Annotated in this window: 23 protein-coding genes; 14 read left to right on the top strand and 9 right to left on the bottom strand. The window is 71.2% G+C overall.

Going from position 1 to position 22216, the window contains the following annotated elements:
- Nucleotide 1 precedes the first annotated feature (1 nt).
- From argC to OHA05_RS06255, 5 genes are all read left to right on the top strand, one after another.
- Nucleotides 2-1030 carry an N-acetyl-gamma-glutamyl-phosphate reductase gene (gene argC, locus OHA05_RS06275; RefSeq protein WP_328860022.1) on the top strand — a complete coding sequence of 343 codons (1029 nt, stop codon included), beginning with the start codon at nucleotides 2-4 and terminating at the stop codon, nucleotides 1028-1030.
- An 88-nt stretch (nucleotides 1031-1118) separates the two neighbouring features.
- Nucleotides 1119-2270: a bifunctional glutamate N-acetyltransferase/amino-acid acetyltransferase ArgJ gene (gene argJ / locus OHA05_RS06270; RefSeq protein WP_313947388.1), complete on the top strand. Its 1152-nt coding sequence runs from the start codon at nucleotides 1119-1121 to the stop codon at nucleotides 2268-2270.
- Nucleotides 2267-3166: an acetylglutamate kinase gene (gene argB / locus OHA05_RS06265; RefSeq protein WP_313947389.1), complete on the top strand. Its 900-nt coding sequence runs from the start codon at nucleotides 2267-2269 to the stop codon at nucleotides 3164-3166. The genes argJ and argB overlap by 4 nt, the downstream gene beginning before the upstream one ends.
- Nucleotides 3163-4371 (top strand): acetylornithine transaminase, encoded by a 1209-nt coding sequence (locus tag OHA05_RS06260; protein ID WP_328860021.1) that lies wholly within the window; start codon nucleotides 3163-3165, stop codon nucleotides 4369-4371. The genes argB and OHA05_RS06260 overlap by 4 nt, the downstream gene beginning before the upstream one ends.
- Before the next feature lie 7 nt (nucleotides 4372-4378).
- Nucleotides 4379-4915, top strand: coding sequence for an arginine repressor (locus tag OHA05_RS06255; protein ID WP_328860020.1), 537 nt, complete (start codon nucleotides 4379-4381; stop codon nucleotides 4913-4915).
- A 19-nt stretch (nucleotides 4916-4934) separates the two neighbouring features.
- Here OHA05_RS06255 and OHA05_RS06250 read toward each other — a convergent pair whose 3' ends face one another.
- From OHA05_RS06250 to OHA05_RS06230, 5 genes are all read right to left on the bottom strand, one after another.
- Nucleotides 4935-5705, bottom strand: a complete 771-nt coding sequence (locus OHA05_RS06250; protein WP_313947392.1) for an FAD:protein FMN transferase — start codon at nucleotides 5703-5705, stop codon at nucleotides 4935-4937.
- Nucleotides 5705-6601, bottom strand: a complete 897-nt coding sequence (locus OHA05_RS06245) for an FMN-binding protein (RefSeq protein WP_313947393.1) — start codon at nucleotides 6599-6601, stop codon at nucleotides 5705-5707. Before OHA05_RS06245 ends, OHA05_RS06250 begins: the two co-directional genes overlap by 1 nt.
- Before the next feature lie 8 nt (nucleotides 6602-6609).
- Nucleotides 6610-7977, bottom strand: a complete 1368-nt coding sequence (locus OHA05_RS06240) for a ferredoxin reductase family protein (RefSeq protein ID WP_328863339.1) — start codon at nucleotides 7975-7977, stop codon at nucleotides 6610-6612.
- Nucleotides 7978-8143: 166 nt separating this feature from the next.
- The gene (locus tag OHA05_RS06235; protein ID WP_313947394.1) at nucleotides 8144-8737 is read right to left on the bottom strand and encodes a pyridoxamine 5'-phosphate oxidase family protein; all 594 of its coding nucleotides are present in this window, start codon (nucleotides 8735-8737) and stop codon (nucleotides 8144-8146) included.
- Nucleotides 8738-8745: 8 nt separating this feature from the next.
- On the bottom strand, nucleotides 8746-10155 hold the full coding sequence (locus tag OHA05_RS06230) for a hypothetical protein (protein WP_328860019.1): 1410 nt from the start codon (nucleotides 10153-10155) through the stop codon (nucleotides 8746-8748).
- A gap of 160 nt (nucleotides 10156-10315) precedes the next feature.
- On the opposite strand from OHA05_RS06230, the gene OHA05_RS06225 reads away from it, so the two are divergent.
- Together OHA05_RS06225 and argH are read left to right on the top strand one after the other, a co-directional pair.
- Nucleotides 10316-11509 (top strand): argininosuccinate synthase, encoded by a 1194-nt coding sequence (locus OHA05_RS06225; RefSeq protein ID WP_313947396.1) that lies wholly within the window; start codon nucleotides 10316-10318, stop codon nucleotides 11507-11509.
- 92 nt (nucleotides 11510-11601) lie between these two features.
- A complete protein-coding gene (argH, locus tag OHA05_RS06220; RefSeq protein WP_328860018.1) occupies nucleotides 11602-13029 on the top strand; it encodes an argininosuccinate lyase in 1428 nt (475 codons plus the stop codon).
- A 63-nt stretch (nucleotides 13030-13092) separates the two neighbouring features.
- Here argH and OHA05_RS06215 read toward each other — a convergent pair whose 3' ends face one another.
- The gene (locus OHA05_RS06215; RefSeq protein ID WP_313949083.1) at nucleotides 13093-13602 is read right to left on the bottom strand and encodes a hypothetical protein; all 510 of its coding nucleotides are present in this window, start codon (nucleotides 13600-13602) and stop codon (nucleotides 13093-13095) included.
- Nucleotides 13603-13761: 159 nt separating this feature from the next.
- Here OHA05_RS06215 and OHA05_RS06210 point away from each other — a divergent pair, with 159 nt between their 5' ends.
- The 3 genes from OHA05_RS06210 to OHA05_RS06200 are packed head-to-tail and all read left to right on the top strand — an operon-like array spanning nucleotide 13762 to nucleotide 17226.
- Nucleotides 13762-15102, top strand: coding sequence for a BTAD domain-containing putative transcriptional regulator (locus OHA05_RS06210; RefSeq protein WP_313947398.1), 1341 nt, complete (start codon nucleotides 13762-13764; stop codon nucleotides 15100-15102).
- Between the two features lie 34 nt (nucleotides 15103-15136).
- Nucleotides 15137-15688 (top strand): TetR/AcrR family transcriptional regulator, encoded by a 552-nt coding sequence (locus tag OHA05_RS06205; protein ID WP_313947399.1) that lies wholly within the window; start codon nucleotides 15137-15139, stop codon nucleotides 15686-15688.
- Entirely contained in the window at nucleotides 15685-17226 is a 1542-nt protein-coding gene (locus OHA05_RS06200) for an MFS transporter (protein WP_313947400.1), read from the top strand. Before OHA05_RS06205 ends, OHA05_RS06200 begins: the two co-directional genes overlap by 4 nt.
- Before the next feature lie 155 nt (nucleotides 17227-17381).
- Here OHA05_RS06200 and OHA05_RS06195 read toward each other — a convergent pair whose 3' ends face one another.
- Nucleotides 17382-18044 carry a lysophospholipid acyltransferase family protein gene (locus OHA05_RS06195; RefSeq protein WP_313947401.1) on the bottom strand — a complete coding sequence of 221 codons (663 nt, stop codon included), beginning with the start codon at nucleotides 18042-18044 and terminating at the stop codon, nucleotides 17382-17384.
- Nucleotides 18045-18277: 233 nt separating this feature from the next.
- Between OHA05_RS06195 and OHA05_RS06190 the strand changes: the two genes are divergently transcribed.
- The 3 genes from OHA05_RS06190 (at nucleotide 18278) to OHA05_RS06180 (ending at nucleotide 20634) form a co-directional block, all read left to right on the top strand.
- Nucleotides 18278-19429, top strand: a complete 1152-nt coding sequence (locus tag OHA05_RS06190; RefSeq protein ID WP_313947402.1) for a glycerophosphodiester phosphodiesterase — start codon at nucleotides 18278-18280, stop codon at nucleotides 19427-19429.
- Between the two features lie 113 nt (nucleotides 19430-19542).
- Nucleotides 19543-20094 (top strand): sigma-70 family RNA polymerase sigma factor, encoded by a 552-nt coding sequence (locus OHA05_RS06185; protein WP_328860017.1) that lies wholly within the window; start codon nucleotides 19543-19545, stop codon nucleotides 20092-20094.
- 36 nt (nucleotides 20095-20130) lie between these two features.
- Nucleotides 20131-20634, top strand: a complete 504-nt coding sequence (locus tag OHA05_RS06180) for a GNAT family N-acetyltransferase (RefSeq protein ID WP_313947404.1) — start codon at nucleotides 20131-20133, stop codon at nucleotides 20632-20634.
- A gap of 43 nt (nucleotides 20635-20677) precedes the next feature.
- On the opposite strand, the gene OHA05_RS06175 is transcribed toward OHA05_RS06180, so the two are convergent.
- Entirely contained in the window at nucleotides 20678-21115 is a 438-nt protein-coding gene (locus tag OHA05_RS06175) for a hypothetical protein (protein ID WP_328860016.1), read from the bottom strand.
- A gap of 2 nt (nucleotides 21116-21117) precedes the next feature.
- Nucleotides 21118-21477, bottom strand: a complete 360-nt coding sequence (locus OHA05_RS06170) for a hypothetical protein (RefSeq protein WP_313947406.1) — start codon at nucleotides 21475-21477, stop codon at nucleotides 21118-21120.
- Nucleotides 21478-21546: 69 nt separating this feature from the next.
- Between OHA05_RS06170 and OHA05_RS06165 the strand changes: the two genes are divergently transcribed.
- On the top strand, nucleotides 21547-22194 hold the full coding sequence (locus OHA05_RS06165) for an HAD family hydrolase (RefSeq protein WP_313947407.1): 648 nt from the start codon (nucleotides 21547-21549) through the stop codon (nucleotides 22192-22194).
- Nucleotides 22195-22216: the final 22 nt, after the last annotated feature.

The following is a 22216-nucleotide window of genomic DNA, read 5'->3' as shown; positions in this document are numbered from 1 at the left end:
GATGGCAGTACGCGCAGCAGTGGCCGGAGCGAGTGGATACGCGGGCGGGGAACTGCTGCGTCTCCTTCTCGGCCACCCCGACGTCGAGATCGGGGCGCTCACCGGGCACTCCAACGCAGGTCAAAGGCTCGGCGGACTCCAGCCTCACCTGCTGCCCCTCGCCGGGCGGGTCCTCGAGCCCACCACCGCCGATGTGCTGGCCGGGCACGACGTCGTCTTCCTCGCCCTCCCGCACGGGCAGTCCGCCGAGGTCGCCGAGCAGCTCGGGAACGAGGTTCTCGTCGTCGACATGGGCGCCGACTTCCGGCTCGTGGACGCCGCCGACTGGGAGAAGTTCTACGGCTCACCGCACGCGGGGACCTGGCCCTACGGGCTTCCCGAGCTGCCGGGGGCACGCACCCTGCTGGCCGGTGCCCGGCGGATCGCGGTGCCCGGGTGCTACCCCACCGCCGTGTCGCTCGCGCTGTTCCCCGCGTACGCAGCGGGACTCGCCGAGCCCGAGGCCGTGATCACCGCGGCGTCCGGGACCTCCGGTGCCGGCAAGTCGCCCAAGGCGCATCTGCTGGGCTCCGAGGTGATGGGCTCGATGAGCCCGTACGGCGTCGGCGGCGGACACCGGCACACGCCCGAGATGATCCAGAATCTCAGCGCCGCCGCGGGCGAGCCGGTCACCGTCTCCTTCACCCCGACCCTGGCGCCGATGCCCCGCGGCATTCTCGCCACCTGCTCCGCCAAGGCGAAGCCGGGCACCACGGCCCATGACGTACGGGCCGCCTACGAGAAGGCCCTGGCGGACGAGCCGTTCGTCCACCTCCTCCCCGAGGGGCAGTGGCCCGCCACCGCCTCGGTGTACGGCTCCAACGCCGTCCAGATCCAGGTCGCGTACGACGAGGCCGCCGGCCGTCTCATCGCGATCAGCGCCATCGACAACCTCACCAAGGGCACCGCCGGCGGTGCGGTGCAGAGCATGAACATCGCCCTCGGGCTTCCCGAGGACACCGGTCTTTCCCTGACGGGAGTCGCTCCGTGAGCGGCAGACACGCAGCCGGCCGGCTGCAGAGCGACCCGGCAGCCGCGTCCGCGTGCCGCACGGGCGGAGAAGCGAACGAGGAGAAGCAGTGAGCGTCACGGCAGCGAAGGGATTCACGGCGGCGGGCATCGCGGCCGGGATCAAGGAGAGCGGCAACCCGGACCTGGCCCTCGTGGTCAACAACGGGCCGCGTCGCGCCGCCGCGGGCGTCTTCACCTCCAACCGCGTCAAAGCCGCGCCCGTCCTGTGGTCCGAGCAGGTCCTCAAGGGCGGTGAGGTCACCGCGGTCGTTCTCAACTCCGGCGGCGCCAACGCCTGTACGGGCCCACAGGGTTTCCAGGACACCCACGCCACCGCGGAGAAGGCGGCCGACGTCCTCGGCCACAGCGCCGGCGAGGTCGCGGTGGCCTCCACCGGTCTCATCGGTGTCCTGCTGCCGATGGACAAGCTCCTCCCGGGCATCGAGAAGGCCGCGGCACAGCTCGGTGAGCACGGTGGCGAAAAGGCGGCCATCGCGATCAAGACGACCGACACCGTGCACAAGACCGCCGTGTACGAGGGCGAGGGCTGGAGCGTCGGCGGGATGGCGAAGGGCGCGGGCATGCTCGCGCCGGGGCTCGCCACGATGCTCGTGGTGCTCACCACCGACGCCGACCTCGACAGCTCCACGCTCGACACGGCACTGCGGGACGCGACCCGGCTCACCTTCGACCGGATCGACTCCGACGGCTGCATGTCCACCAACGACACCGTGCTGCTGCTGGCATCCGGCGCGTCCGGGACGGCGCCGGAGTACGACGCGTTCGCCGAGGGAGTCCGCACGGTCTGCGGCGACCTGGCCCGTCAGCTCATCGGTGACGCCGAGGGCGCCTCCAAGGACATCCGTATCGAGGTCACCGGTGCCGCCACCGAGGACGACGCCGTCGAGGTCGGCCGGTCCATCGCGCGCAACAACCTGCTCAAGTGCGCCATCCACGGCGAGGACCCCAACTGGGGCCGGGTGCTCTCGGCGATCGGCACCACCCGCGCCGCGTTCGAGCCCGACCGGCTGAACGTCGCCATCAACGGCGTGTGGGTCTGCAAGAACGGCGGAGTCGGCGAGGACCGCGACCTCGTCGACATGCGCTACCGCGAGGTGCGGATCACCGCCGACCTCTCCGCCGGCTCCGAGTCCGCCGTCATCTGGGCCAACGACCTGACGGCCGACTACGTCCACGAGAACAGCGCGTACTCGTCATGAGCACCCGCAAGCACACCGCGCTGCCGAAGGCGCAGATCCTCATCGAGGCCCTGCCCTGGCTGACCCGGCACAACGGCAAGATCGTCGTCGTGAAGTTCGGCGGCAACGCGATGGTCGACGAGGACCTCAAGGCAGCCTTCGCCCAGGACGTCGTCTTTCTGCGACAGGCCGGCCTCAAACCGGTCGTCGTGCACGGCGGCGGCCCCCAGATCAACGCCCAGCTCGACCGGCACGGGCTGGTCAGCGAGTTCAAGGCGGGTCTGCGGGTCACCACGCCGGAGGCGATGGACGTCGTACGGATGGTGCTGTCCGGCCAGGTCCAGCGCGAGCTCGTCGGCCTGCTGAACCAGCACGGTCCGCTCGCCGTCGGCCTCACCGGCGAGGACGCCCACACCATCACCGCCACCAAGCACCGGCCCACGATCGACGGCGAACTGGTCGACATCGGACGCGTCGGCGAGATCACCGCGATCGACACCGGCGCGATCGAGGCGCTCCTCGCCGACGGCCGGATCCCGGTCGTCTCCTCGATCGCCCGCTCACAGGACGACGGACATGTCTACAACGTCAATGCTGATACGGCGGCTGCGGCACTCGCTGCGGCGCTGGGTGCCGAAACGCTGATGGTCCTCACCGACGTCGAGGGTCTTTACGAGGACTGGCCCAACAGCGACGAGGTGATCAGCAGACTCACCGCCGGTCAGCTGGAGAAGCTGCTGCCGGAGCTCGCGAGCGGCATGGTCCCCAAAATGGAGGGCTGCCTGTTCGCCGTTCGCAACGGTGTCAACACCGCCCGCGTCATCGACGGCCGGGTGCCGCACTCGATCCTGCTGGAGATCTTCACCGACTCGGGCATCGGCACGATGGTCGTGCCCGACGGACAGGGGGAACCATGACCAACCAGGAACTCGCCCAGCGGTGGCGGGACGTGATGACCGACAACTACGGAACGCCCCAGCTGTCGCTGGTCCGCGGAGAGGGCGCCACGGTCTGGGACGCCGACGGCACGGCGTACACCGACTTCGTCGGCGGCATCGCCGTCAACGCGCTCGGCCACGCGCACCCCGCCGTCGTTGAGGCCGTGACCCGGCAGATCTCCTCCCTCGGCCATGTCTCCAACCTCTACACCGCCGAGCCACCGCTGGCGCTCGCCGAACGCCTCATCCAGCTCTTCGGGCGTCCCGGACGCGTCTTCTTCTGCAACTCCGGCGCCGAGGCCAACGAAGCCGCTTTCAAGATCGGTCGCCTGACGGGCCGTCAGCACATGGTGGCCACCGACGGCGGCTTCCACGGCCGGACGATGGGCTCCCTCGCCCTCACCGGCCAGCCGGGCAAGAGGGAGCCGTTCCTGCCGCTCCCGGGCGATGTCACCCACGTCCCGTACGGCGACGCGGACGCGCTGCGGGCCGCCGTCACCCAGGAGACCGCACTCGTCGTCATCGAGCCGATCCAGGGCGAGAACGGCGTGGTCGTACCGCCCAGGGGATATCTGGAGGCCGCCCGGGAGATCACCCGGGCCACCGGCACGCTCCTCGTCCTCGACGAGGTCCAGACCGGCATCGGCCGCACCGGCCACTGGTTCGAACACCAGGCCCAACAGGGCGTCGAGCCGGACATCGTCACCCTCGCCAAGGGGCTCGGCGGAGGTCTGCCGCTCGGTGCGACCGTGGTCTTCGGTGAGGCCGCGGACCTGCTCAAGCCCGGTCACCACGGTACGACCTTCGGCGGGAACCCGGTGTCCTGCGCCGCGGGTCTCGCCGTCCTGAACACACTGGCGGCCGACGGAGTCCTCGACGAGGTCAAGCGCCTCGGCGAGAGGATCCGCGACGGAATCGAGGGCTCCGCGGACCGGCCGGGCCATCCTCTGATCTCCCATGTCCGTGGTGCGGGCCTGTTGCTGGGTATCGTGCTCAACGAGCCCCTCGCGCCCCAGGTGCAGCAGGCGGCTCAGAGCGCCGGTTTCCTGGTGAACGCCCCGGCCCCCGATGTCGTACGGCTGATGCCGCCCCTGACCATCGGCGAGGCCGATGTGGACGCGTTCATCCGGGCACTGCCCGGTGTTCTCGACGCGGCAGGCGGGGAAGGACGATCCGGAGAATGAGACGACGATGAGCGATGCGCAGGACACCGAGCACGGCGGGCCGGCCGTGCCGCAGACCCGTACGGCCCGCCACCGCCGGATCGTGGACATCCTCAACCGGCAGCCGGTGCGCTCGCAGAGCCAGCTGGCCAAGCTCCTCGCCGACAACGGGCTGAGCGTCACCCAGGCGACGCTCTCCCGGGACCTCGACGAGCTCGGCGCCGTGAAGATCCGCAACACCGGCGGTGAGTTGATCTACGCGGTACCCAGCGAGGGCGGCTTCCGCACCCCGCACGTGCCGCTGGGGGAGTCGGCGAAGGAGGAGCGGATGCGCCGCCTCTCCGGTGAACTGCTCATCTCCGCGGAGGCGTCGGCCAATCTCGTCGTCCTGCGCACACCCCCCGGGGCGGCCCAGTTCCTCGCCTCGGCCATCGACCAGGCCGAACTGCGCGACATCCTCGGCACGATCGCGGGTGACGACACCCTGCTGCTGATCAGCCGCGACCCGCTCGGCGGCCAGGCGCTCGCCGACCATCTGCTGCGCCTGGCCCAGAACGGCCGCTGACGGGGGCCCGATCGGGCCGTCAGGCGGGCAACTGCGCGCAGTGGCGGGCGAATCCGCTGGTCTGCCAGGTGCTGCCGTCGGCGAGGACCGCGAAGGCCTCGGTGCCGGCGAGGTCCTCCAGCCAGCCGCGGGCCCGGTCGCCCATCGCGTACGCGGCGGTCGCCCGGGCGTCCGCCTCCGTCAGCCCCGGGCAGACGACCGTCATCGAGGCGATGCCGTCGGCCGGGGGCCGGCGGGTGTGCGGGTCGAGGATGTGGCAGCCGCGCTCGGCCGGGCCCGAGGTGGCGACGGCCAGACCGTCGTCGGCCTCGATCACGGTGACGAGCTCACCGGGGTGCAGCGGGTCCGACACCCCCACTCGCCAGGGGCCGCCGTGCAGTTGGATGTCACCGCCGCCGTTGAGGCAGACCGCGTCCGCGCCGGAGGAGGCGAGCATGCGGACGGCGCACTCCACGGCCCAGCCCTTGACCACGCCGGTCGGATCGACGCCGCCGGCGTAGCGGGCGGTGAACCAGCCGTCGCTCTCGCGCTCGGCCTCCTCGCACAGCCGGAAGACCTCGGCGACCTCGGTGACGCAGTCGTCGAGCGTGATCTCGTGCCGGGCCAGCCGGCTGATCTGGCTGTCCTCGCGGTACGTCGAGAAGATCTCGTCGACGCGGTGCAGACCGGCGACGGCGGCCGCGAGCCCGGCACGCACCCGCGGGGAGTCGGCGGCGGCCATCCGGATGTCGAACGAGAAGACCGTGCCCATCGAGTGCTCGACGTGGCGCAGCCGCGTCCCGCCGGACATCACAGGCCCGCCTTGTCGATGGCGCTCTGAAGGGACGTGATGTAGCCCTTGCTGGTGTAGCTGGCGCCGGATACGGCGTCGATGCCGGCGCTCTGCGCCGTGACCGCGGCCTGATTGAGCTTGGGTACGGCATTGGCGGCGATCTGGCGGCTGTTGGCGTCGCTGTCCGGTGCCTTCACCGCGTCCGCCGCGGTGATCCTGCCGCCGCTGACCGTGATCTTGACCTGCACCGGGCCGTACTGTGTGTCGGCCACGTCGCCGAGCACGGTCTTCGGCGCCGCGTCGCCGGCTCCCGCACCTGCGCCGGAGCCGGAATCCCCACCTGCGCCGGAGCCGGAATCCGCTCCCGCGCCGGGATCCGCGCCGGCTCCCGTGTCAGCGCCGGCTCCCGGGTCCGCCGCGGGCGGCGGTGCCGCCGCCTCGCCGCTTCCCGTACCGCCCGAGGCCCCCGCGCCCGGGGCGGCCGCCCCGGCCTTGTCCAGCGCGCTCTGGAGTGACGTGATGTAGCCCTTGCTGGTGTAGCTGGCGCCGGATACCGCGTCGATGTCGGCGCTCTGGGCCGCCATCACCGCCTGGTTGAGCTTGGGGATGGCGCTGGCGGCGATCTGGCGGCTGTTGGCGTCGGCGTCGGGCGCCTTCACCGCCTGTGCGCCGGTGATTCTGCCGCCGCTGAGGGTCAGCTGGACCTGGACGTCGCCGTACTGCGTACCGGCGGCGTCCCCGAGCACCGTCTGTCCACCGGCGGCCGATGCCGAACCGCCCGGCGGAACCTGGGAACCGGCGGACGCCTCGGCGACCGTGGTGCCCGGCTGCTTCAGAGCGAGCAGCAGCACGACGCCGGACGCCGTGGCGGCGATGCCGATCATGACCCGGCGCAGCGGGTGTTTCCTCTTCACGGACGGCCTCACATCTCGAAGGACTCGTGGTGGATCCGGCGGGACGGCACTCCGGCTTCACGCAGTGCCTGGTAGGACTCCTCGGCGAGACCGGGCGGTCCGCAGAGGTATACGTCGTGACTGTCGATGTCGGGCAGGACTTCCTTCAGCCGCTCGGCGGTGATCTCGGGCCGGGCACCGTCCGGACCGTTCACGGCGTACATCAGCTGTGCGTCGCGGTTGCGGGCGATCTCCTTGAGCTCGCTCCACAGCGCCAGGTCCTGGGTCTTGCTGGCCCGGTAGAGCAGCGTCAGATCCCCCGGCCCGCCGGGCAGCGTCTCGAACAGCGCCCGGAGCGGGGTGATTCCGGCGCCGCCCGCGATCAGCAGCACCTTGTTGCGGCTGCGCCGGCCGGCGGTCATCGCGCCGTACGGACCCTCCGCCCAGACCCGCGTCCCGGGCTCCAGCTGGGACAGCGCCGTGCTGTGCTTGCCGACGGCCTTGACGGTGATCCGCATCAGATTGGGCCGGGGCGGGGCCGAGAGCGAGTACGGATTGGCGCTCCAGCGCAGGCCCTTGGTGAGGAAGCGCCAGCGGAAGAACTGCCCCGCCTCGGCGCCGAGCCGGTGCAGCCGGCGGCCGCTGATCAGCACGGAGACCACCCCGGGGGCCTCGTCCACCGTCGACTCGACCCGCATGCGGTGCCAGAGGTTCAGCCGGACAGGCGCCAGCACGCGGTACCAGAGCAGCAGCGCGCCGACGGTCCCGTACAGGGCGTACCAGACGGTGCGGGCTGTGGAGTCGGCGACGAACTCGGCCCCGGTGGCGAGTTGGTGCCAGAAGGTCAGATACACCGCGACATACGTCAGCAGATGCATGTAGTACCAGGTCTCGTACGCCATCTTCCGCCGCACCATGCCGGCCGAGACGAAGCCGATGAACAGCAGGAGACCGGTGCCGATCGTCGCCTTGATCATCTCGGGGAAGTCGACGACGACGGTGACGGTCTGCTCGACCACACCCGTGTCGGCCTGCACGGAGTAGCCCCATACGGTCATCACGACATGCGTGACGATCAGGCAGATCGCATAGCGGCCGCTCATCGCGTGCCATCGCGTCACCCTGTCGGAACCCACCCGCCGCTCCAGCGCGGGAACGCGCGCCATCAGCAGGACCACCAGCGCGATCATGTATCCGCCGAGCAGACCGGTGAGCCGGCCGGCCCCGACCAGCCACTCGGCGGTGTCCATGTGCACCACGGCCGTGTTCTGCCACCACAGGGACAGCACGGCCGCCGCCCCCACCCAAGCGATGGCCAACAACACCACCGCCGGGTCACGCTGGGGCCGGATCGCCCGCATGGTCTGGCGTCTGGCGGCCCGACCGTTCTGCAACATCGTCACGACTGCTCCTCGGCTGCGCCTCGTTCGCGTACCTGGATACGGATGCGGAGCGGCGGGAGTTCAACCGGTGAGGTTCCGGGTTCTGCCGTGACGCGGGCGCGGGCGTCGGTAACGTGTGGGGGCCGTGCGTCCGGGCCCCTGTCCCGGACGGTGTCCCGCGTCAGACGGTGTCCGTACGGGCCGCGAGAGGCAGCGGCAGCGCCGGCAGCCCGTCCAGGCTCACCCCCACGTGGTCCTTCTTCGCGCAGTACGCGGCGAATTCCTCGTCCGTCTTCCGGCCGAAGTGCTCCGCGTGCTGGGTGCGCTCCTCCCGGTAGTCCATGAAGGGCACCGCGAAGCCGCAGGCGTCGCTGATACGGCGGGCGTGGACGACCACGATCGCGCGGGCGGACGGCCCGTCGACCTCCGCGAAGTGGCCGATGTACGCGGACCAGCGGGGGTCGTCGCGGAACACGGCCTCCCCGGTGCCGTGCACCCGCAGCACCTTCGGCGGGCCGGAGAACGCGCACCACATCAGCGTGATCCGGCCATTGCCCTCCTCCCGCAGATGGGCGACGGTCTCAGCGCCGCTGCCGCCGAAGTCCAGATAGGCGAGGGTCTGCTCGTCGATGACCACGAGGCTGCCGCTGCGGCCCTTGGGGGAGAGGTTGACGTGCCCGTCGGCGGCCAGGGGCGCCGTGGCGGTGAAGAACACCGGCTGCTGCTCGATGAAGGTGCGGATACGGCCGTCGATACGTGCGTAGCGCTGTCCCATACGGAAGATTATCCGCCTGCGGACGGCTCCGAGCGGCCGAGTCCGAGGTGTGAACGCACCCTGTCCCGTACGTAGTTGCTCATCAGAGCCGCACTGCGGTCCACCAGCTCCCCGACCTCGGGGTCGTGACGCGGCAGCCGCGGGTCCGGATACGGGAACAGGCATCTCAGCGCCTGGTCCCCGCCCCTGCGGCGCAGTGTGGCGTCCTCGTCGGCCAGCAGGTCCACGGCGGCCCGCAGCGCTGCCGTACCGCCCTGCGCACTGAGCAGCCGGAAGGCCGCGATCCGGGAAGCCCGCGCCCGCCCGGGAGCCAGCCGTTCGCGCAGCCAGGCCTCGGGGAGGGTGCCGGCGGACGGCAGGAGGGCCAGTGACGCCTCCCGGACGACACCCGGGTGGGGGTCGTCGAGCAGCGCCCGCATGAACTGCGTCCGGGTCGCGTCGAGCAGGCGAAGTCCCGCCAGTGCCCTGGCCCTTACGGCACCGTCCGGGTGCCGGGCCAGGGTCGTCAGCCGGTCGGCGTCGGTCTTGTCCCCGCACTCGGCCAGCCCGATCGCGGCGCCGGGGGTCACGGTCGCCGGGTCGGCGCACAGACCGCGGTAGAGCGCGTGCGGATCGGTCCCGCTCTGCCGCAGGGCCCAGCGCGCGCAGGCCCGTACGAGCCCCGACCGGTCGGTCAGCCAGGATGCCGCGTCGGCGCCGCGGCCCGTGCGGTGCAGCGACGTGACACCGGCCGACCGTACGAAGGGCAGCCGGCCGCCGAGCAGCACGGCGACGACCTCGTCGTGGTCCGCCGCGTCCATGGTGGCGACGGCGGCATCGGCCCAGCGCCCGGCGAGCGCCGTGTCCCGCTCGACGGCGGCCCGACCGGCCAGTTCCACCGCGCCCAGGGCCTGCGCATCCAGCAGAATGCCGGCGGTCAGCCGTCGCGTGGCCCGGTCGCCGCTTTCCAGCAGCCGGGCGGTGACCGCGTACGGCTGCCCCCGCAGTGCCTCCTCGAACCGGTCCCGTGCCCACCGGCCCTGCTCACGCCCGCCGAGCCGCAGTACGAGCGGGGTCAGGGTGCGCAGTACGGTCCCGGGATCGGATGCCAGCGCGGCCGACAGCAGATCGCGCGCGGTCTCCCTGACGGGCTCGGCCCAGTCCGCGCACCGGATCGCGACCAGGGGCAGCAGGGCGGTATCGCCGGCGGCCTCGACGAGCGCGGCTCGGCGGCGCCGGCCGTCCCTGTGACAGAGCGCGGTCTCGGGCCTGGCGCGTACGGCGTCGTCGGTGCCGTAGCCGTTCCGGCCGGACGATCGCACACCGAGGTCGAACGCGAGCCAGGCGGCCGGGTCCTCACCGTTTCCTGCGCCGGCCGGGCGCGCCCCGCCGGCCAGGCGCGCCGCCCTCTGCCCGGCGCTCACGTCCACCGCTTCCATGGCCCCTCCCCAGGTCCGTTGCGTGGAGAGTAAGGGGCCGCAGGCGCTGGGGGCATCTTGATTACCGCAGGTCAGGGGCGAGGGGTGGAACCTCTTTGACAAAACATACGGTGCCTTGCATAGTTATACCCATCACCGAATGCATCGTAAGGAGAAACCCGTGACCGAGCGCGTCGTACTCGCCTACTCAGGCGGTCTGGACACCTCCGTCGCCATCGGCTGGATCGCCGAGGAGACGGGCGCCGAGGTCATCGCCGTTGCCGTGGACGTCGGCCAGGGCGGCGAGGACCTGGACGTCATCCGCAAGCGCGCGCTCGCCTGCGGTGCTGTGGAAGCCGAGGTCGCCGACGCGAAGGACGAGTTCGCCGAGGAGTACTGCCTCCCGGCGATCAAGGCCAACGCCCTTTACATGGACCGCTACCCGCTGGTCTCCGCCCTCTCCCGGCCGACGATCGTCAAGCACCTCGTCGCCGCCGCCAAGAAGCACGGCGCCACCACGGTCGCCCACGGCTGCACCGGCAAGGGCAACGACCAGGTGCGGTTCGAGGCCGGCATCGTCGCCCTCGCCCCCGAGCTGAAGTGCATCGCCCCGGTCCGTGACTACGCGATGACCCGGGACAAGGCGATCGCCTTCTGCGAGGACAAGCAGCTCCCGATCGCGACCACCAAGAAGTCGCCGTACTCCATCGACCAGAACGTCTTCGGGCGGGCCGTCGAGACCGGCTTCCTGGAGGACATCTGGAACGGTCCGATCGAGGACATCTACGAGTACACCTCCAACCCCGCCGAGCAGCGTGAGGCCGACGAGGTCGTCATCTCCTTCAAGGAGGGCGTCCCGGTCGCCATCGACGGCAAGCCCGTCTCCGTCCTCCAGGCCATCCAGCAGCTCAACGAGCGGGCCGGCGGCCAGGGCATCGGCCGGATCGACATGGTCGAGGACCGGCTCGTGGGCATCAAGTCCCGTGAGGTGTACGAGGCCCCGGGCGCGATCGCGCTGATCACCGCGCACCAGGAGCTCGAGAACGTCACGGTCGAGCGCGAGCTGGCCCGGTACAAGCGGCAGGTCGAGCAGCGCTGGGGCGAGCTCGTCTACGACGGCCTGTGGTTCTCCCCCCTCAAGCGCGCCCTGGACGGCTTCATCGACGAGGCCAACCAGCACGTGACGGGCGACATCCGGATGACGCTGCACGGCGGCCGCGCCGTCGTCACCGGCCGGAAGTCCACGGAGTCGCTGTACGACTTCAACCTCGCCACCTACGACTCGGGCGACACGTTCGACCAGTCGAAGGCGCAGGGCTTCATCGAGCTCTTCGGACTCTCCGCGAAGATCGCCGCCAAGCGCGACCTCGCCTGATTCCCTGGTTCCCCGTGCACGCGACATCTGCCTCCCCGTTCCTCCGCGGCGGGGAGGCAGTGGTTCATCCATCCTCCTGAGGAGCTTCAGCTGTGAGCAGCAACAACGGTGACGTCCGGCTCTGGGGCGGCCGGTTCGCCGACGGCCCGGCAGAGGCGCTGGCGAAGCTGTCCGCGTCGGTGCACTTCGACTGGCGTCTCGCGCCCTACGACATCGCCGGTTCCCGCGCGCACGCCCGGGTGCTCCACAAGGCGGGGCTGCTCACCGAGGACGAGCTGACGCGCATGCTCGCGGGGCTCGACCGGCTGGAGACGGACGTCGCGGACGGTTCGTTCGTCGGCACCATCGCCGACGAGGACGTCCACACCGCGCTGGAGCGGGGGCTGCTGGAGCGGCTCGGTCCCGACCTCGGTGGCAAGCTGCGCGCCGGCCGTTCCCGCAACGACCAGGTCGCGACGCTGTTCCGGATGTATCTGCGCGACCACGCCCGGATCATCGGCGGCCTCGTCGCCGAACTCCAGGACGCGCTGGTGGGCCTCGCCGAGGCGCACGCCGATGTCGCGATGCCCGGCCGTACGCATCTTCAGCACGCCCAGCCCGTGCTGTTCGCCCACCACGTCCTCGCTCATGTGCAGTCGCTCTCCCGGGACGCGGAGAGGCTGCGGCAGTGGGACAAGCGGACGGCCGTCTCCCCGTACGGCTCGGGCGCGCTCGCCGGGTCCTCGCTCGGGCTCGACCCGGAGGCGGTGGCGAAGGACCTCGGCTTCGAGAACGGGTCGGCGGGCAACTCGATCGACGGCACGGCGTCGCGTGACTTCGTGGCGGAGTTCGCCTTCATCACCGCGATGATCGGCGTGAACCTCTCGCGCATCGCGGAGGAGATCATCATCTGGAACACGAAGGAGTTCTCCTTCGTCACGCTCCACGACGCCTTCTCCACCGGCTCGTCGATCATGCCGCAGAAGAAGAACCCGGACATCGCGGAGCTGGCGCGCGGCAAGTCGGGGCGGCTCATCGGCAACCTCACGGGCCTGCTGGCGACGCTCAAGGCGCTGCCGCTGGCGTACAACCGCGACCTCCAGGAGGACAAGGAGCCGGTCTTCGACTCCTGCGACCAGCTGGAGGTCCTGCTCCCCGCCTTCACCGGCATGATGGCCACGCTCACGGTGAACCGCGAGCGGATGGAGGAACTGGCCCCGGCGGGCTTCTCCCTGGCGACGGACATCGCGGAGTGGCTGGTCCGTCAGGGCGTGCCGTTCCGGGTGGCGCACGAGGTCGCGGGCGAGTGCGTGAAGGAGTGCGAGCAGCAGGGGATCGAACTGGACCAGCTGACCGACGACCAGTTCGCGAAGATCTCGGAGCATCTGACCCCGGAGGTACGCGGCGTGCTGAACGTTCCGGGGGCGCTGGCGTCGAGGAACGGGCGCGGCGGGACGGCGCCGTCGGCGGTGGCCACGCAGCTGTCCGAGGTGAAGGCGGACCTGGTGATCCAGCACGCGTGGGCGCGGGCGAAGCACTGACCCGCTCGCGCCGGGCGGCCGGCCGGACAGCCGGCCGCCCGACGCGCACGGGCCGGCCCGCGGTCAGTCGATCTGCTCGCAGATGTCGGTCCGCGTGCCGTGGACCATGGTGACCGTCTTGTGGCCGGTCGCGCTGATGTCCATGGTGTAGAGCCCGTCGACGACATACATGCTGCGGGGCAGATTGCCGCCCCCTGCGCCGACGCCGACCAGGACCGGGCCCAGGACGGACCAGAACTGGGAGCCGTCCGTGCGGTGGTCGACGAGGGCCGTGCCGCTCACGTCGGCGTCGTAGAAGTCACCGGTTCCGGTGTTCGTGACCCGGACGACCAGATCACCCTTGTACGCCACCCGCTTCGCCGAGCCGTCCGGGTGCCGCTCGACAACGCGCCGGACGACCTCGTCGACCAGCGGTTCGCCATGAACCGGGAAGTCGCAGCGCACGCCCGCGGCGAGATCGAACGGCGGGGACGGCGCAGGCTCCCAGCCGGGGGCGGTGTCCGCCGCCGACGCGACCGCCGGGCACAGCAGCGTGGTGGCAAGTGCCGTCAGCGCAAGGGCGGTTCGTCGCACGGCAACAGCGGTTCGCATGGTCACTCCGTGAGTTCGGGGAGATCCGTGAGGAAGCGGGATCGGGACCCGGCCACCTTCTCCCCGGCCGCTGACCACACTCTCACCACCGTCGAAAGACGCCTGGGCTGAGCCCAAGTGCCCGGCTACGCTCAGCGGTTCATGGAGTTCCACCTGCTCGGGCCGTTCGAGGCCCGCCACGAAGGACAGCGGATCCTGGTGGCCGGCCGTCGCCAGGAACGCTGTCTGCTGGCGATCCTGCTGCTGGAGGCGGGCGCCGTGGTGACCACCGACCGGCTCATCGACCTCCTGTGGGACGGTGGCGCGCCCGCGTCCGCACGCGGCACCGTGCACACCTACATCGGACGGCTGCGGGCCGCGCTCGCGCCGTACGGGCTGCGCCTCGACACCCGTCATGACGGCTACGCCGTCGAGCCGGACACCCACGTCATCGACGCGCGCGAGTTCGTCCATCTCGTCCGCGAGGCCGCCGCCACGGGGGACTTCGCCCCGCGGGTGCGTCTGCACGACCGGGCGCTCGCGCTATGGCGCGGCCCGCTGCTCGCCGACGTGGCCGGCCCCCGGCTGCGCGAGCGTATCGGCGGCGCGCTCGACGACCTGCGGCTGTCCGCACTGGAGCAGCGGGCCGAGGCCCAGCTCGACATGGGCCTGCACGAGAGCGTCGTGGCCGACCTGGCGCTGCCGGCCAAGCAGCACCCGGATCGCGAACGGCTCGTCGCGGCCCGGATGACCGCCCTGTACCGCGGCGGCCGCCAGGCCGATGCCCTGGCGCTCTACCGCGGCACCCGCCGGTTCCTGGTCGCCGAACTCGGCGTCGAACCCGGCAGCGGGCTGCGCACCCTGCACGACCGTATGCTCCGGGCCGATCCCCGTCTGGACCGCTCGCCCGCGCCCGTCTACGCGGTACGCGTCGGTGAGGAATGGCTGCCGTGGAACACGAGCGGCCATCCGGCACTGGAGTTCTGCAACACCTACGCCGGCTGGGGCGGCCCGGAGCTTCCCGGCTCGGAGTGGCTGCGCGGCTACTCGACCCTCGCGGTCTGGGCCGGACATCTGGACCTGGCCGAGGACCGGCTCGTCTCCCGGTTGCTGGAACAGGCGCGCCGCCAGCCGGCCGAGGCGGCCGCCGCGCTGAAGGAGGCACGGGACTTCCGCGGCCGGCTCTACGCCTGCCTGAGCGCGCCGGACGACGGGCGCGCCTTCACCGCGGTGGCCGCCGTGGCCGAGGAGGCCGCCCGGGCCTCGGTGTTCGTCCGCGGCGAGGACGGTCTGGGCCGCTGGCGGCTCTCTCCCGGCGCCGGGCTGCGGCTCCCGCTCTGGGCCGTCGCCCGCAGCGCCGCCGATCTGCTCGCCGACCCCCGCCGGTTCCTGATCCGCGCCTGCCCCGGCGAAGAATGCGGCTGGCTCTTCCTCGACGAGAGCGGCCGCCGCCGGTGGTGCAGTCTCGGCACCTGCGGAAAGGGGCACCCGACGCAGGAATGAGACAATGATGTCTCATATGGTTTATGCTTGTCTCATGACTGTGGATCGTGAGCAGGTACTGCGGACCGCCGCCGGCCTCCTCTCCCGTAAGGCGACGTCGACGATGGACGAGGTCGCCAGGGCCGCCGGCATCGGACGCGCCACCCTGCACCGGCACTTCGCCGGGCGGGAGGCGCTGGTGCGGGCGCTCGAGGACCTCGGGATCCGGGAGTTCGAGACGGCCCTCGACGCCGCCCGCCTCGCGGAGGGACCGGCTCCCGAGGCGCTGCGCCGGCTCATCGCCGCGACCGAGCCGAGTGCGGGACTGCTCGCCTTCCTCGTCACCGAGAACCAGCTGTTCGAGGGCGAAGAGGTCAACGAGGGCTGGGCCAGGCTCGACGCCCGGGTCTCGGCGCTGTTCCGCCGCGGCCAGGACGAGGGCGACTTCCGCATCGACCTCACCCCTGCCTGGCTCACCGAGGCGCTGTACGGGCTGATCGGCTCGTGCGCCTGGGCGGTGCAGGACGGCCGCGTCGCCGGCAAGGACTACCAATTCATGATCGCCGAGCTGCTGCTCGGCGGCGCACGACGGAGCGTGGAGAAATGAGCACAACCGACCAGCGGGCGACGGCACACGAGACCGTGCGCGCACCCGGCCGGTGGCTCGCCCTGTCAGTCCTGGTTCTGGCGGTGCTGCTCGTCGCGGTCGACGCCACCGTGCTCGGCCTCGCGACCCCCTACCTCAGCGAGGACCTGAAGCCGTCCGGCACCCAGCTGCTGTGGATCGGCGACGTCTACTCGTTCGTCATCGCCGGCCTGCTCGTCTCCATGGGCAGCCTCGGCGACCGCATCGGCCGCAAGAAGCTGCTGCTGACCGGCGCGGTCGCGTTCGGCGCGGTGTCGGTGCTCAACGCCTATGCGTCCAGCCCCGAGATGATGATCCTGGCCCGCGCGCTCCTCGGCATCGCCGGTGCCACGCTGATGCCCTCCACGCTGGCCCTGATCCGCAACATCTTCCACGACCCCAAGGAGCGCAGCGTCGCGGTCGGCATCTGGGGCGCCGCCGCGTCGGCGGGCGCCGCGGTCGGGCCCGTCGTCGGCGGGTTCCTGCTGGAGCACTTCTGGTGGGGCTCGGTCTTCCTCATCAATCTGCCCGTCATGGCGGTGCTGGTGGTCGTCGGCATCAAGCTGCTCCCCGAGTCGCGCAACCCCGACCCCGGCCCCTGGGACCTCATCAGCGTCGCCCTCTCGCTGATCGGCATCGTCGCCGTCGTGTACGCCGTCAAGGAGGCGACCGTCCACGGCCTGCGCCCGGACACGTGCGGGGCCGCGGTCATCGGTATCGCCGCACTCGTCTGGTTCGTACGACGGCAATTGACGCTGCCCTCACCGCTCCTGGACGTACGCCTGTTCCACCACAAGGGCTTCTCCGGCGCGGTACTGGCGGACCTGCTGACCATTCTCGGCCTGTCCGGACTGGTGTTCTTCCTCTCGCAGTTCCTCCAGCTCGTCCAGGGGCGCTCGCCCCTGGAGGCCGGGCTCATCGAACTGCCGGCGGCGATCGGAGCGGTGGGTGCCGGCCTGCTCGCCGGCTACGCGGCGCGCCGCGCTTCCGTGCGCAGCGCCGTCTCGACGGGGCTGGCGGCCGTCGGTCTCGCCCTCGCGGCCTGCACACTGCTGACGGCCGACACCTCCGCGCTGATGCTCGGCGTGGCCCTGTTCATCGGCGGACTGGGTGCGGGACTCGCGTTCACCGTGACCGCGGACGTCATCCTGTCCACGGTGCCCAAGGAGCAGGCGGGCGCCGCGTCGGCCGTCTCCGAGACGGCGTACGAACTGGGTGCGGCGCTCGGCATCGCCCTGCTGGGCACCGTCGTGACCGGCGTCTACCGGGACTTCACCGTCCCGCAGGACGTGCCGGCCGGTGCGGCGGAAGCGGCCCGGGACTCGCTCGGCGGCGCCGTGGAGGTGGCCGAGGGGCTGCCCGCGCATCAGGGCGAGGCGCTGCTCACCTCGGTGCAGAACGCGTTCACGGAGGGGTTCCACGTGGCGGGCGCGGTGGGCTCGGCCGTGTTGTTCGCGACGGCGATCGCGGCATGGTTCCTGCTGCGCGGCCAGCGCCTCGAAAGCGGCATCGAGCACTGACGCAGGGCGAGTGCGCGCGGCACGACGTACGACGACGGGCCGGGACCTCAGCAGGTCCCGGCCCGTCGTCGTACGTCGTGCGGCTGCCGGCTCACCCGGTCAACGGCGCCCTGCCGCGGTGCGGTTCGCAGCGCCCCCGGAAGCCCTCGGCGCTCTCAGGCGGCCTTCGCCTTCGTGGCGTACATGTCCACGTACTCCTGGCCCGACAGCTCCATGACCTCGGTCATCACCGAGTCCGTCACCGCCCGCAGCACATAACGGTCGCGGTCCATGCCCTCGTACCGCGAGAATTCCATCGCCTCACCGAAGCGGATCGTCACCCGGCCCGGACGCGGCAGGCCCGCGCCGCCCGGCTGGAGCTTGTCCGTGCCGATCACCGCGAACGGGACCACCGGCGCGCCGGTCATCAGCGTGAGGCGGGCGATGCCGGTGCGGCCGCGGTACAGCCGGCCGTCGGGGGAGCGGGTGCCCTCGGGGTAGATGCCGAAGATCCTGCCCTCCTCCAGCACGCGCCGTCCGGTCATCAGTGCCGCCACTCCGCCGTTGGCGCCGTCGCGGTCGACGGGGATCATCCCGCAGCCCGTGAAGAACCAGGCCATGGCCCGGCCCTTGAGTCCCTTGCCCGTCACGTACTCGTCCTTGCCGATGAAGTACACCGGACGGGCGCACACCAACGGCAGGATCATCGAGTCGATGAACGTCAGGTGGTTGCCGGCGAGAATGACAGGACCGGTGCCCGGAATGTTCTCCGTGCCCTCCACCCGTGGACGGAACATCAGGCGCAGGAAGGGTCCTAGGACGGCCTTGATGAGCGACAAGCGGGACAACGGGTCCTCCGGTCTCAGGGACGGACGGTAGTGGACGGCCAAGTCTGTGCAGGTGAGGACGATACTCGCGGCTTGTCCCCACCGCACATCGGGTTCACGGAGCGGATACGCAGTGTTGACGTGTGTTTCCGGCGTGTTCGTCCAGGGTCTGCCGTATGTAAGGCGTAGCTGCCTACGATCGGGCGACTCTCGACAGGTGCGGGACATCACATGGAGGTACCTCGATGACGCAGGGTTCGGACGGAAGCCCGGCTCGCCGGACTGTTCTCGGAGCGGCGGTACTCGGCACGGCAGCCCTCGGTGTCGGCGCCACCGCCACGCCGTCCGGGGCTGCCGAACGGCACGGCGGTCACGGCGGATACAAGGACCTGCCGTATCCGACGGTCATCGCCCACCGCGGCGCCAGTGGTTACCGGCCCGAGCACACGCTCGGCTCGTACCAGCTGGCGCTCGACATGGGCGCGCACGTCATCGAGCAGGACCTGGTGCCCACCAAGGACGGCCATCTCGTATGCCGTCACGAGAACGACATCACGGGTACCACGGATGTGGCGAACCATCCCGAATTCGCCGCGCGGAAAACGACGAAGAGCGTCGACGGGGTGAGCCTCACGGGCTGGTTCACCGAGGACTTCACGCTCGCCGAGCTCAAGACGCTGCGTGCGAAGGAGCGGATCCCGGCCGTCCGGCAGGAGAACACGCTCTACGACGGCCGGTGGGCCGTGCCCTCCTTCGAGGAGGTGCTGCGCTGGGCCGAGACCGAGGGCCGTCGTCGGGGCCGGCCGGTGTGGCTGCACATCGAGACCAAGCACCCCACGTACTTCCGGGGCATCGGCCTCGGGCTGGAGGAGCGGCTCGCCAAGCTGCTGCGCCGCTACGGGCGCGACCGCCGCAACTCGCCCGTGTTCCTCCAGTCGTTCGAGCCGAGCAGCATGCAGCGGATGGCGAAGCTCGTCGACTCGCCGCGCGTGGTGCTCTTCGACGCCGCGAACACCCGCCCCTGGGACTTTGTGACGGCGGGGGACCCGCGCACGGTCGCCGACCTCGTCAAGCCCGAGGGCCTGAAGTGGATCGCGTCGTTCGCCCAGGGCATCGGCCCGTGGGTCGACCTCATCATCCCGAGGGACGCCAACGGCAAGCTGACCAAGACGACGACGCTGGTGCGGGACGCGCACGCCAAGGGCCTGATCCTCCACCCGTACACCATGCGGAACGAGAACAGCTTCCTGCCCGCGGACTTCCGGCGCGGCAGCGACCCGAACGCCTACGGCGACGCGTTCGGCGCGTTCAAGGTCTACTTCGAGACCGGCATCGACGGCATCTTCACCGACAACGCCGACACCGGACTGCTGGCCGCCGCGGACTTCCGCGGCTGACCCGGGGAACCGGCCTGCCCCTGCGTACGGCGGGGGCAGGCCCTGTCCGCCCGTACGGGTGACTGCGCGCCCGCGGGGCAACCGTCGCCCCCGTGGGACACGTCCCGCCGGGCATGACGCTTCTCGATGACTCCGCGGCTGATGTCGTCAGCGCCCTGCGTCCGTTGGTGAGCGCGGAGGCGACGGCCGAGGCCCTCGGTGCGGCGATGGACGCGGGTGATCTGGAACAGGCCGTGTGGGTGCGGCTGTTCGAACAACTCGACGGTGGCGGACCACCGCCGGACGCGGCCCGCTGGGTCAGGTCCGCGGTACGGGCCGAGGCGCGGCGCGCCCGGCGCACGGCCGCACGGGAGCGTCCGTACGGCGCAGAGTTCTCGGCCGATCCGGCCGATCCGGCCGATCCGGCCGGCGGACCGGAACGGGCGGCGCTGCGCGCCGAACGCCGCCGGACCCTACGGGCGGCCGTGGCCCGCACTCCCGGCAACTGCCCGCGCCTGCTGACTGCGATGTTGTCGCCCGAGGACCCCACCTACCGGGAAATCGCAGGGGAGTTGGGTATCTCACAAGGAAGTCTGGGGCCGATGCGTTCCCGTTGCCTGGGATGCCTGCGCAGAATGCTCACGACAGAGGTTGCGGCTCCTGAACATGGGGGAAAGGAGCGGTAGACAACCGGCGGACAGGTGAGCGGGAGGCGTGCGCACATGGGCATGAGCGTGACCATCTCAGCGGCGAGAGCACAGGACGCGGAGCAGATCCTCAAGCTGCAGTATCTGTGCTACCAGGCCGAGGCCGAGCTCTACGGGGACTACGGCATCGAGCCCCTCACCCAGTCACTCGACGATCTGCGGGCCGAGATCGACCAGGGCCACGCCCTGGTGGCCAGGCTCGGTGACGAGGTGATCGCCTCCGTGCGCGGCCGGGTCGACGAGGAGGGGACGGCCCGGATCGCCAAACTCATCGTGCACCCGCGGATGCAGCGCCACGGTCTCGGCGGCCGGCTGCTCGACGCGATCGAGAAGGGCTTCGCCGCGGAGCCCGCGGCCAAGCGCTTCCAGCTGTTCACCGGCCACCGCAGCGAGAGCAACCTCCGGCTCTACCGCAGCCGCGGATATGTACAGGTATCCAGCGAGCAGGTTGGCCCGAGACTCACGCTGGTCACGCTCCAGAAGGAAGCGGCCGCACGGGAGTTCGTCGCCAGCGCATAGTGCCCGGGCAGCCCGCGTAGGCCGTGTCCGCGGCGGACACTCCCTACGCGGGCTGCCTGCGTGAGCGGCGCAGCCACAGCATGCCGGTGACCGGCAGCAGCACCGGGATGAAGAGATAGCCCATGCCGTACTCCGACCAGACCGTCGAGTCGGGGAAGGCGGACGGATCCAGCACCGTCCAGGTACCGACGATCAGGACACCCGCGAGCTCGGCGGCGCAGCACACCAGCGCCGCCCTGCGGGCCTTCTCCCCGCCGCGGACCAGGGTGTAGGTGATGAACGCGTACACCACGGCGGCGACGGCGGAGAGCACGTGCGCCAGCGGGGCGCTGCCGAAGTCGGTGAGGATCTGGTAGACCGAGCGCGACACCGCGCCGACCGACATCACTCCGTACAGCCACACCAGCAGCAGTCCGGGGCCCTGGACCAGCGTGGTCCGCTCCTGCCGGCCGCTCTTCTCGCCGGTGACGGGCTCGGCCATCGTCAGCCTCCCCAGATGTCGTAGAGCCGTACTTCGAGTACCGCGAGGACCACGGCCCCGGCCGCGACGGTCGCCGACCCCCAGCGGGTCCGCTCCGTCAGTGACAGGAACCCGGCGGCCGGGACCGAGAGGAACGAGCCGATGAGATACGCGACGAAGATCGTGTTGCCCTCGTGCGCCTCCTGCCCGCGCGCCAGTTGCACGATGCCCACCACCAGCTGCGCCAGCGCGAGGACGGTCACCACGGCCATGCCGATGAAGTGCCAGTCCTTGGTCGGCTGATCGCGATAGGCGGCGAAGCCGCACCAGGCGGCGAGAGCGAGCGCGGTCACGGCGACCGCGACCGTCAGGGCGTCAAGCATGGCCCGAGCGTATTACGGGCCAAAAGGCCCGATGCGAGCGGCCCCGGTGCGCCCCGTAGGGTCGGGAGCATGAAGATCCCCGCCGAAGCCCTGCTGTTCGACAACGACGGAACCCTCGTCTCCTCGATGGAGTCGGTGTACCGCTGCTGGACCCGTTGGGCGCGGGAGTACGGCATCACCGCGGAGGACTTCGCCCGCGTCGAGCTGCACGGCCGTCCCGCCGTGGAGATAGCCGCCGACCTGCTGCCCGCCGCGGTGGTCCCCGAGGCCGTGGCCCGTATCGAGCAGCTGGAGGTCGAGGACGTCGCCGGGGGAGTCGTGCTCCTGCCCGGCACCGCCGAACTCCTGGACAGCCTGCCCGCCGACCGCTGGGCGGTCGTCACTTCCGCGACGCGGCGGCTGGCCGAGGCGCGGCTCGAAGAGGTCGGCATCCGGCCCAAGAACCTCATCGCCGCGGACGACATCACCCGGGGCAAGCCGGACCCGGAGCCCTTCCTGCTCGGCGCGCGCCGGCTCGGGGTGCGGCCGGAGGGTTGTGTGGTCTTCGAGGACGCCCCGGCGGGACTGACCGCGGGGCGGGCCGCAGGCATGCGAACCGTGGCCTTGACCACAACGCACGCGGCGACCGAGCTGCTGGCCGATGTCGTCGTCCGTGACCTCTCGGCGGTGTCTGCGCAGGTCAGCGGGGCCGGCCTGGAGATCACCGCAGCGGAGTGACTCCGTCCATTTTCCGTATCAG

The sequence above is a fragment of the Streptomyces sp. NBC_00306 genome (assembly GCF_036169555.1).
Classification (GTDB): domain Bacteria; phylum Actinomycetota; class Actinomycetes; order Streptomycetales; family Streptomycetaceae; genus Streptomyces; species Streptomyces achmelvichensis.
Note: the sequence above shows the minus strand (reverse complement) of the source record. Positions and strands in the feature narration are given on the sequence as shown.

What these genes read in the sequence shown, in the direction of transcription:
- OHA05_RS06190 (WP_313947402.1), top strand. Translation starts at nt 18,278, where the DNA reads ATGACGCAGGGTTCGGACGGAAGCCCGGCTCGCCGGACTGTTCTCGGA.
- OHA05_RS06165 (WP_313947407.1), top strand. Translation starts at nt 21,547, where the DNA reads ATGAAGATCCCCGCCGAAGCCCTGCTGTTCGACAACGACGGAACCCTC.
- OHA05_RS06185 (WP_328860017.1), top strand. Translation starts at nt 19,543, where the DNA reads ATGACGCTTCTCGATGACTCCGCGGCTGATGTCGTCAGCGCCCTGCGT.
- argC (WP_328860022.1), top strand. Translation starts at nt 2, where the DNA reads ATGGCAGTACGCGCAGCAGTGGCCGGAGCGAGTGGATACGCGGGCGGG.
- OHA05_RS06235 (WP_313947394.1), bottom strand. Translation starts at nt 8,737, where the DNA reads ATGGGACAGCGCTACGCACGTATCGACGGCCGTATCCGCACCTTCATC.
- OHA05_RS06240 (WP_328863339.1), bottom strand. Translation starts at nt 7,977, where the DNA reads ATGTTGCAGAACGGTCGGGCCGCCAGACGCCAGACCATGCGGGCGATC.
- OHA05_RS06230 (WP_328860019.1), bottom strand. Translation starts at nt 10,155, where the DNA reads ATGGAAGCGGTGGACGTGAGCGCCGGGCAGAGGGCGGCGCGCCTGGCC.
- OHA05_RS06170 (WP_313947406.1), bottom strand. Translation starts at nt 21,477, where the DNA reads ATGCTTGACGCCCTGACGGTCGCGGTCGCCGTGACCGCGCTCGCTCTC.
- argB (WP_313947389.1), top strand. Translation starts at nt 2,267, where the DNA reads ATGAGCACCCGCAAGCACACCGCGCTGCCGAAGGCGCAGATCCTCATC.
- OHA05_RS06205 (WP_313947399.1), top strand. Translation starts at nt 15,137, where the DNA reads ATGACTGTGGATCGTGAGCAGGTACTGCGGACCGCCGCCGGCCTCCTC.
- OHA05_RS06175 (WP_328860016.1), bottom strand. Translation starts at nt 21,115, where the DNA reads ATGGCCGAGCCCGTCACCGGCGAGAAGAGCGGCCGGCAGGAGCGGACC.
- OHA05_RS06250 (WP_313947392.1), bottom strand. Translation starts at nt 5,705, where the DNA reads ATGTCCGGCGGGACGCGGCTGCGCCACGTCGAGCACTCGATGGGCACG.
- OHA05_RS06200 (WP_313947400.1), top strand. Translation starts at nt 15,685, where the DNA reads ATGAGCACAACCGACCAGCGGGCGACGGCACACGAGACCGTGCGCGCA.
- OHA05_RS06260 (WP_328860021.1), top strand. Translation starts at nt 3,163, where the DNA reads ATGACCAACCAGGAACTCGCCCAGCGGTGGCGGGACGTGATGACCGAC.
- OHA05_RS06210 (WP_313947398.1), top strand. Translation starts at nt 13,762, where the DNA reads ATGGAGTTCCACCTGCTCGGGCCGTTCGAGGCCCGCCACGAAGGACAG.
- OHA05_RS06255 (WP_328860020.1), top strand. Translation starts at nt 4,379, where the DNA reads ATGAGCGATGCGCAGGACACCGAGCACGGCGGGCCGGCCGTGCCGCAG.
- OHA05_RS06180 (WP_313947404.1), top strand. Translation starts at nt 20,131, where the DNA reads ATGGGCATGAGCGTGACCATCTCAGCGGCGAGAGCACAGGACGCGGAG.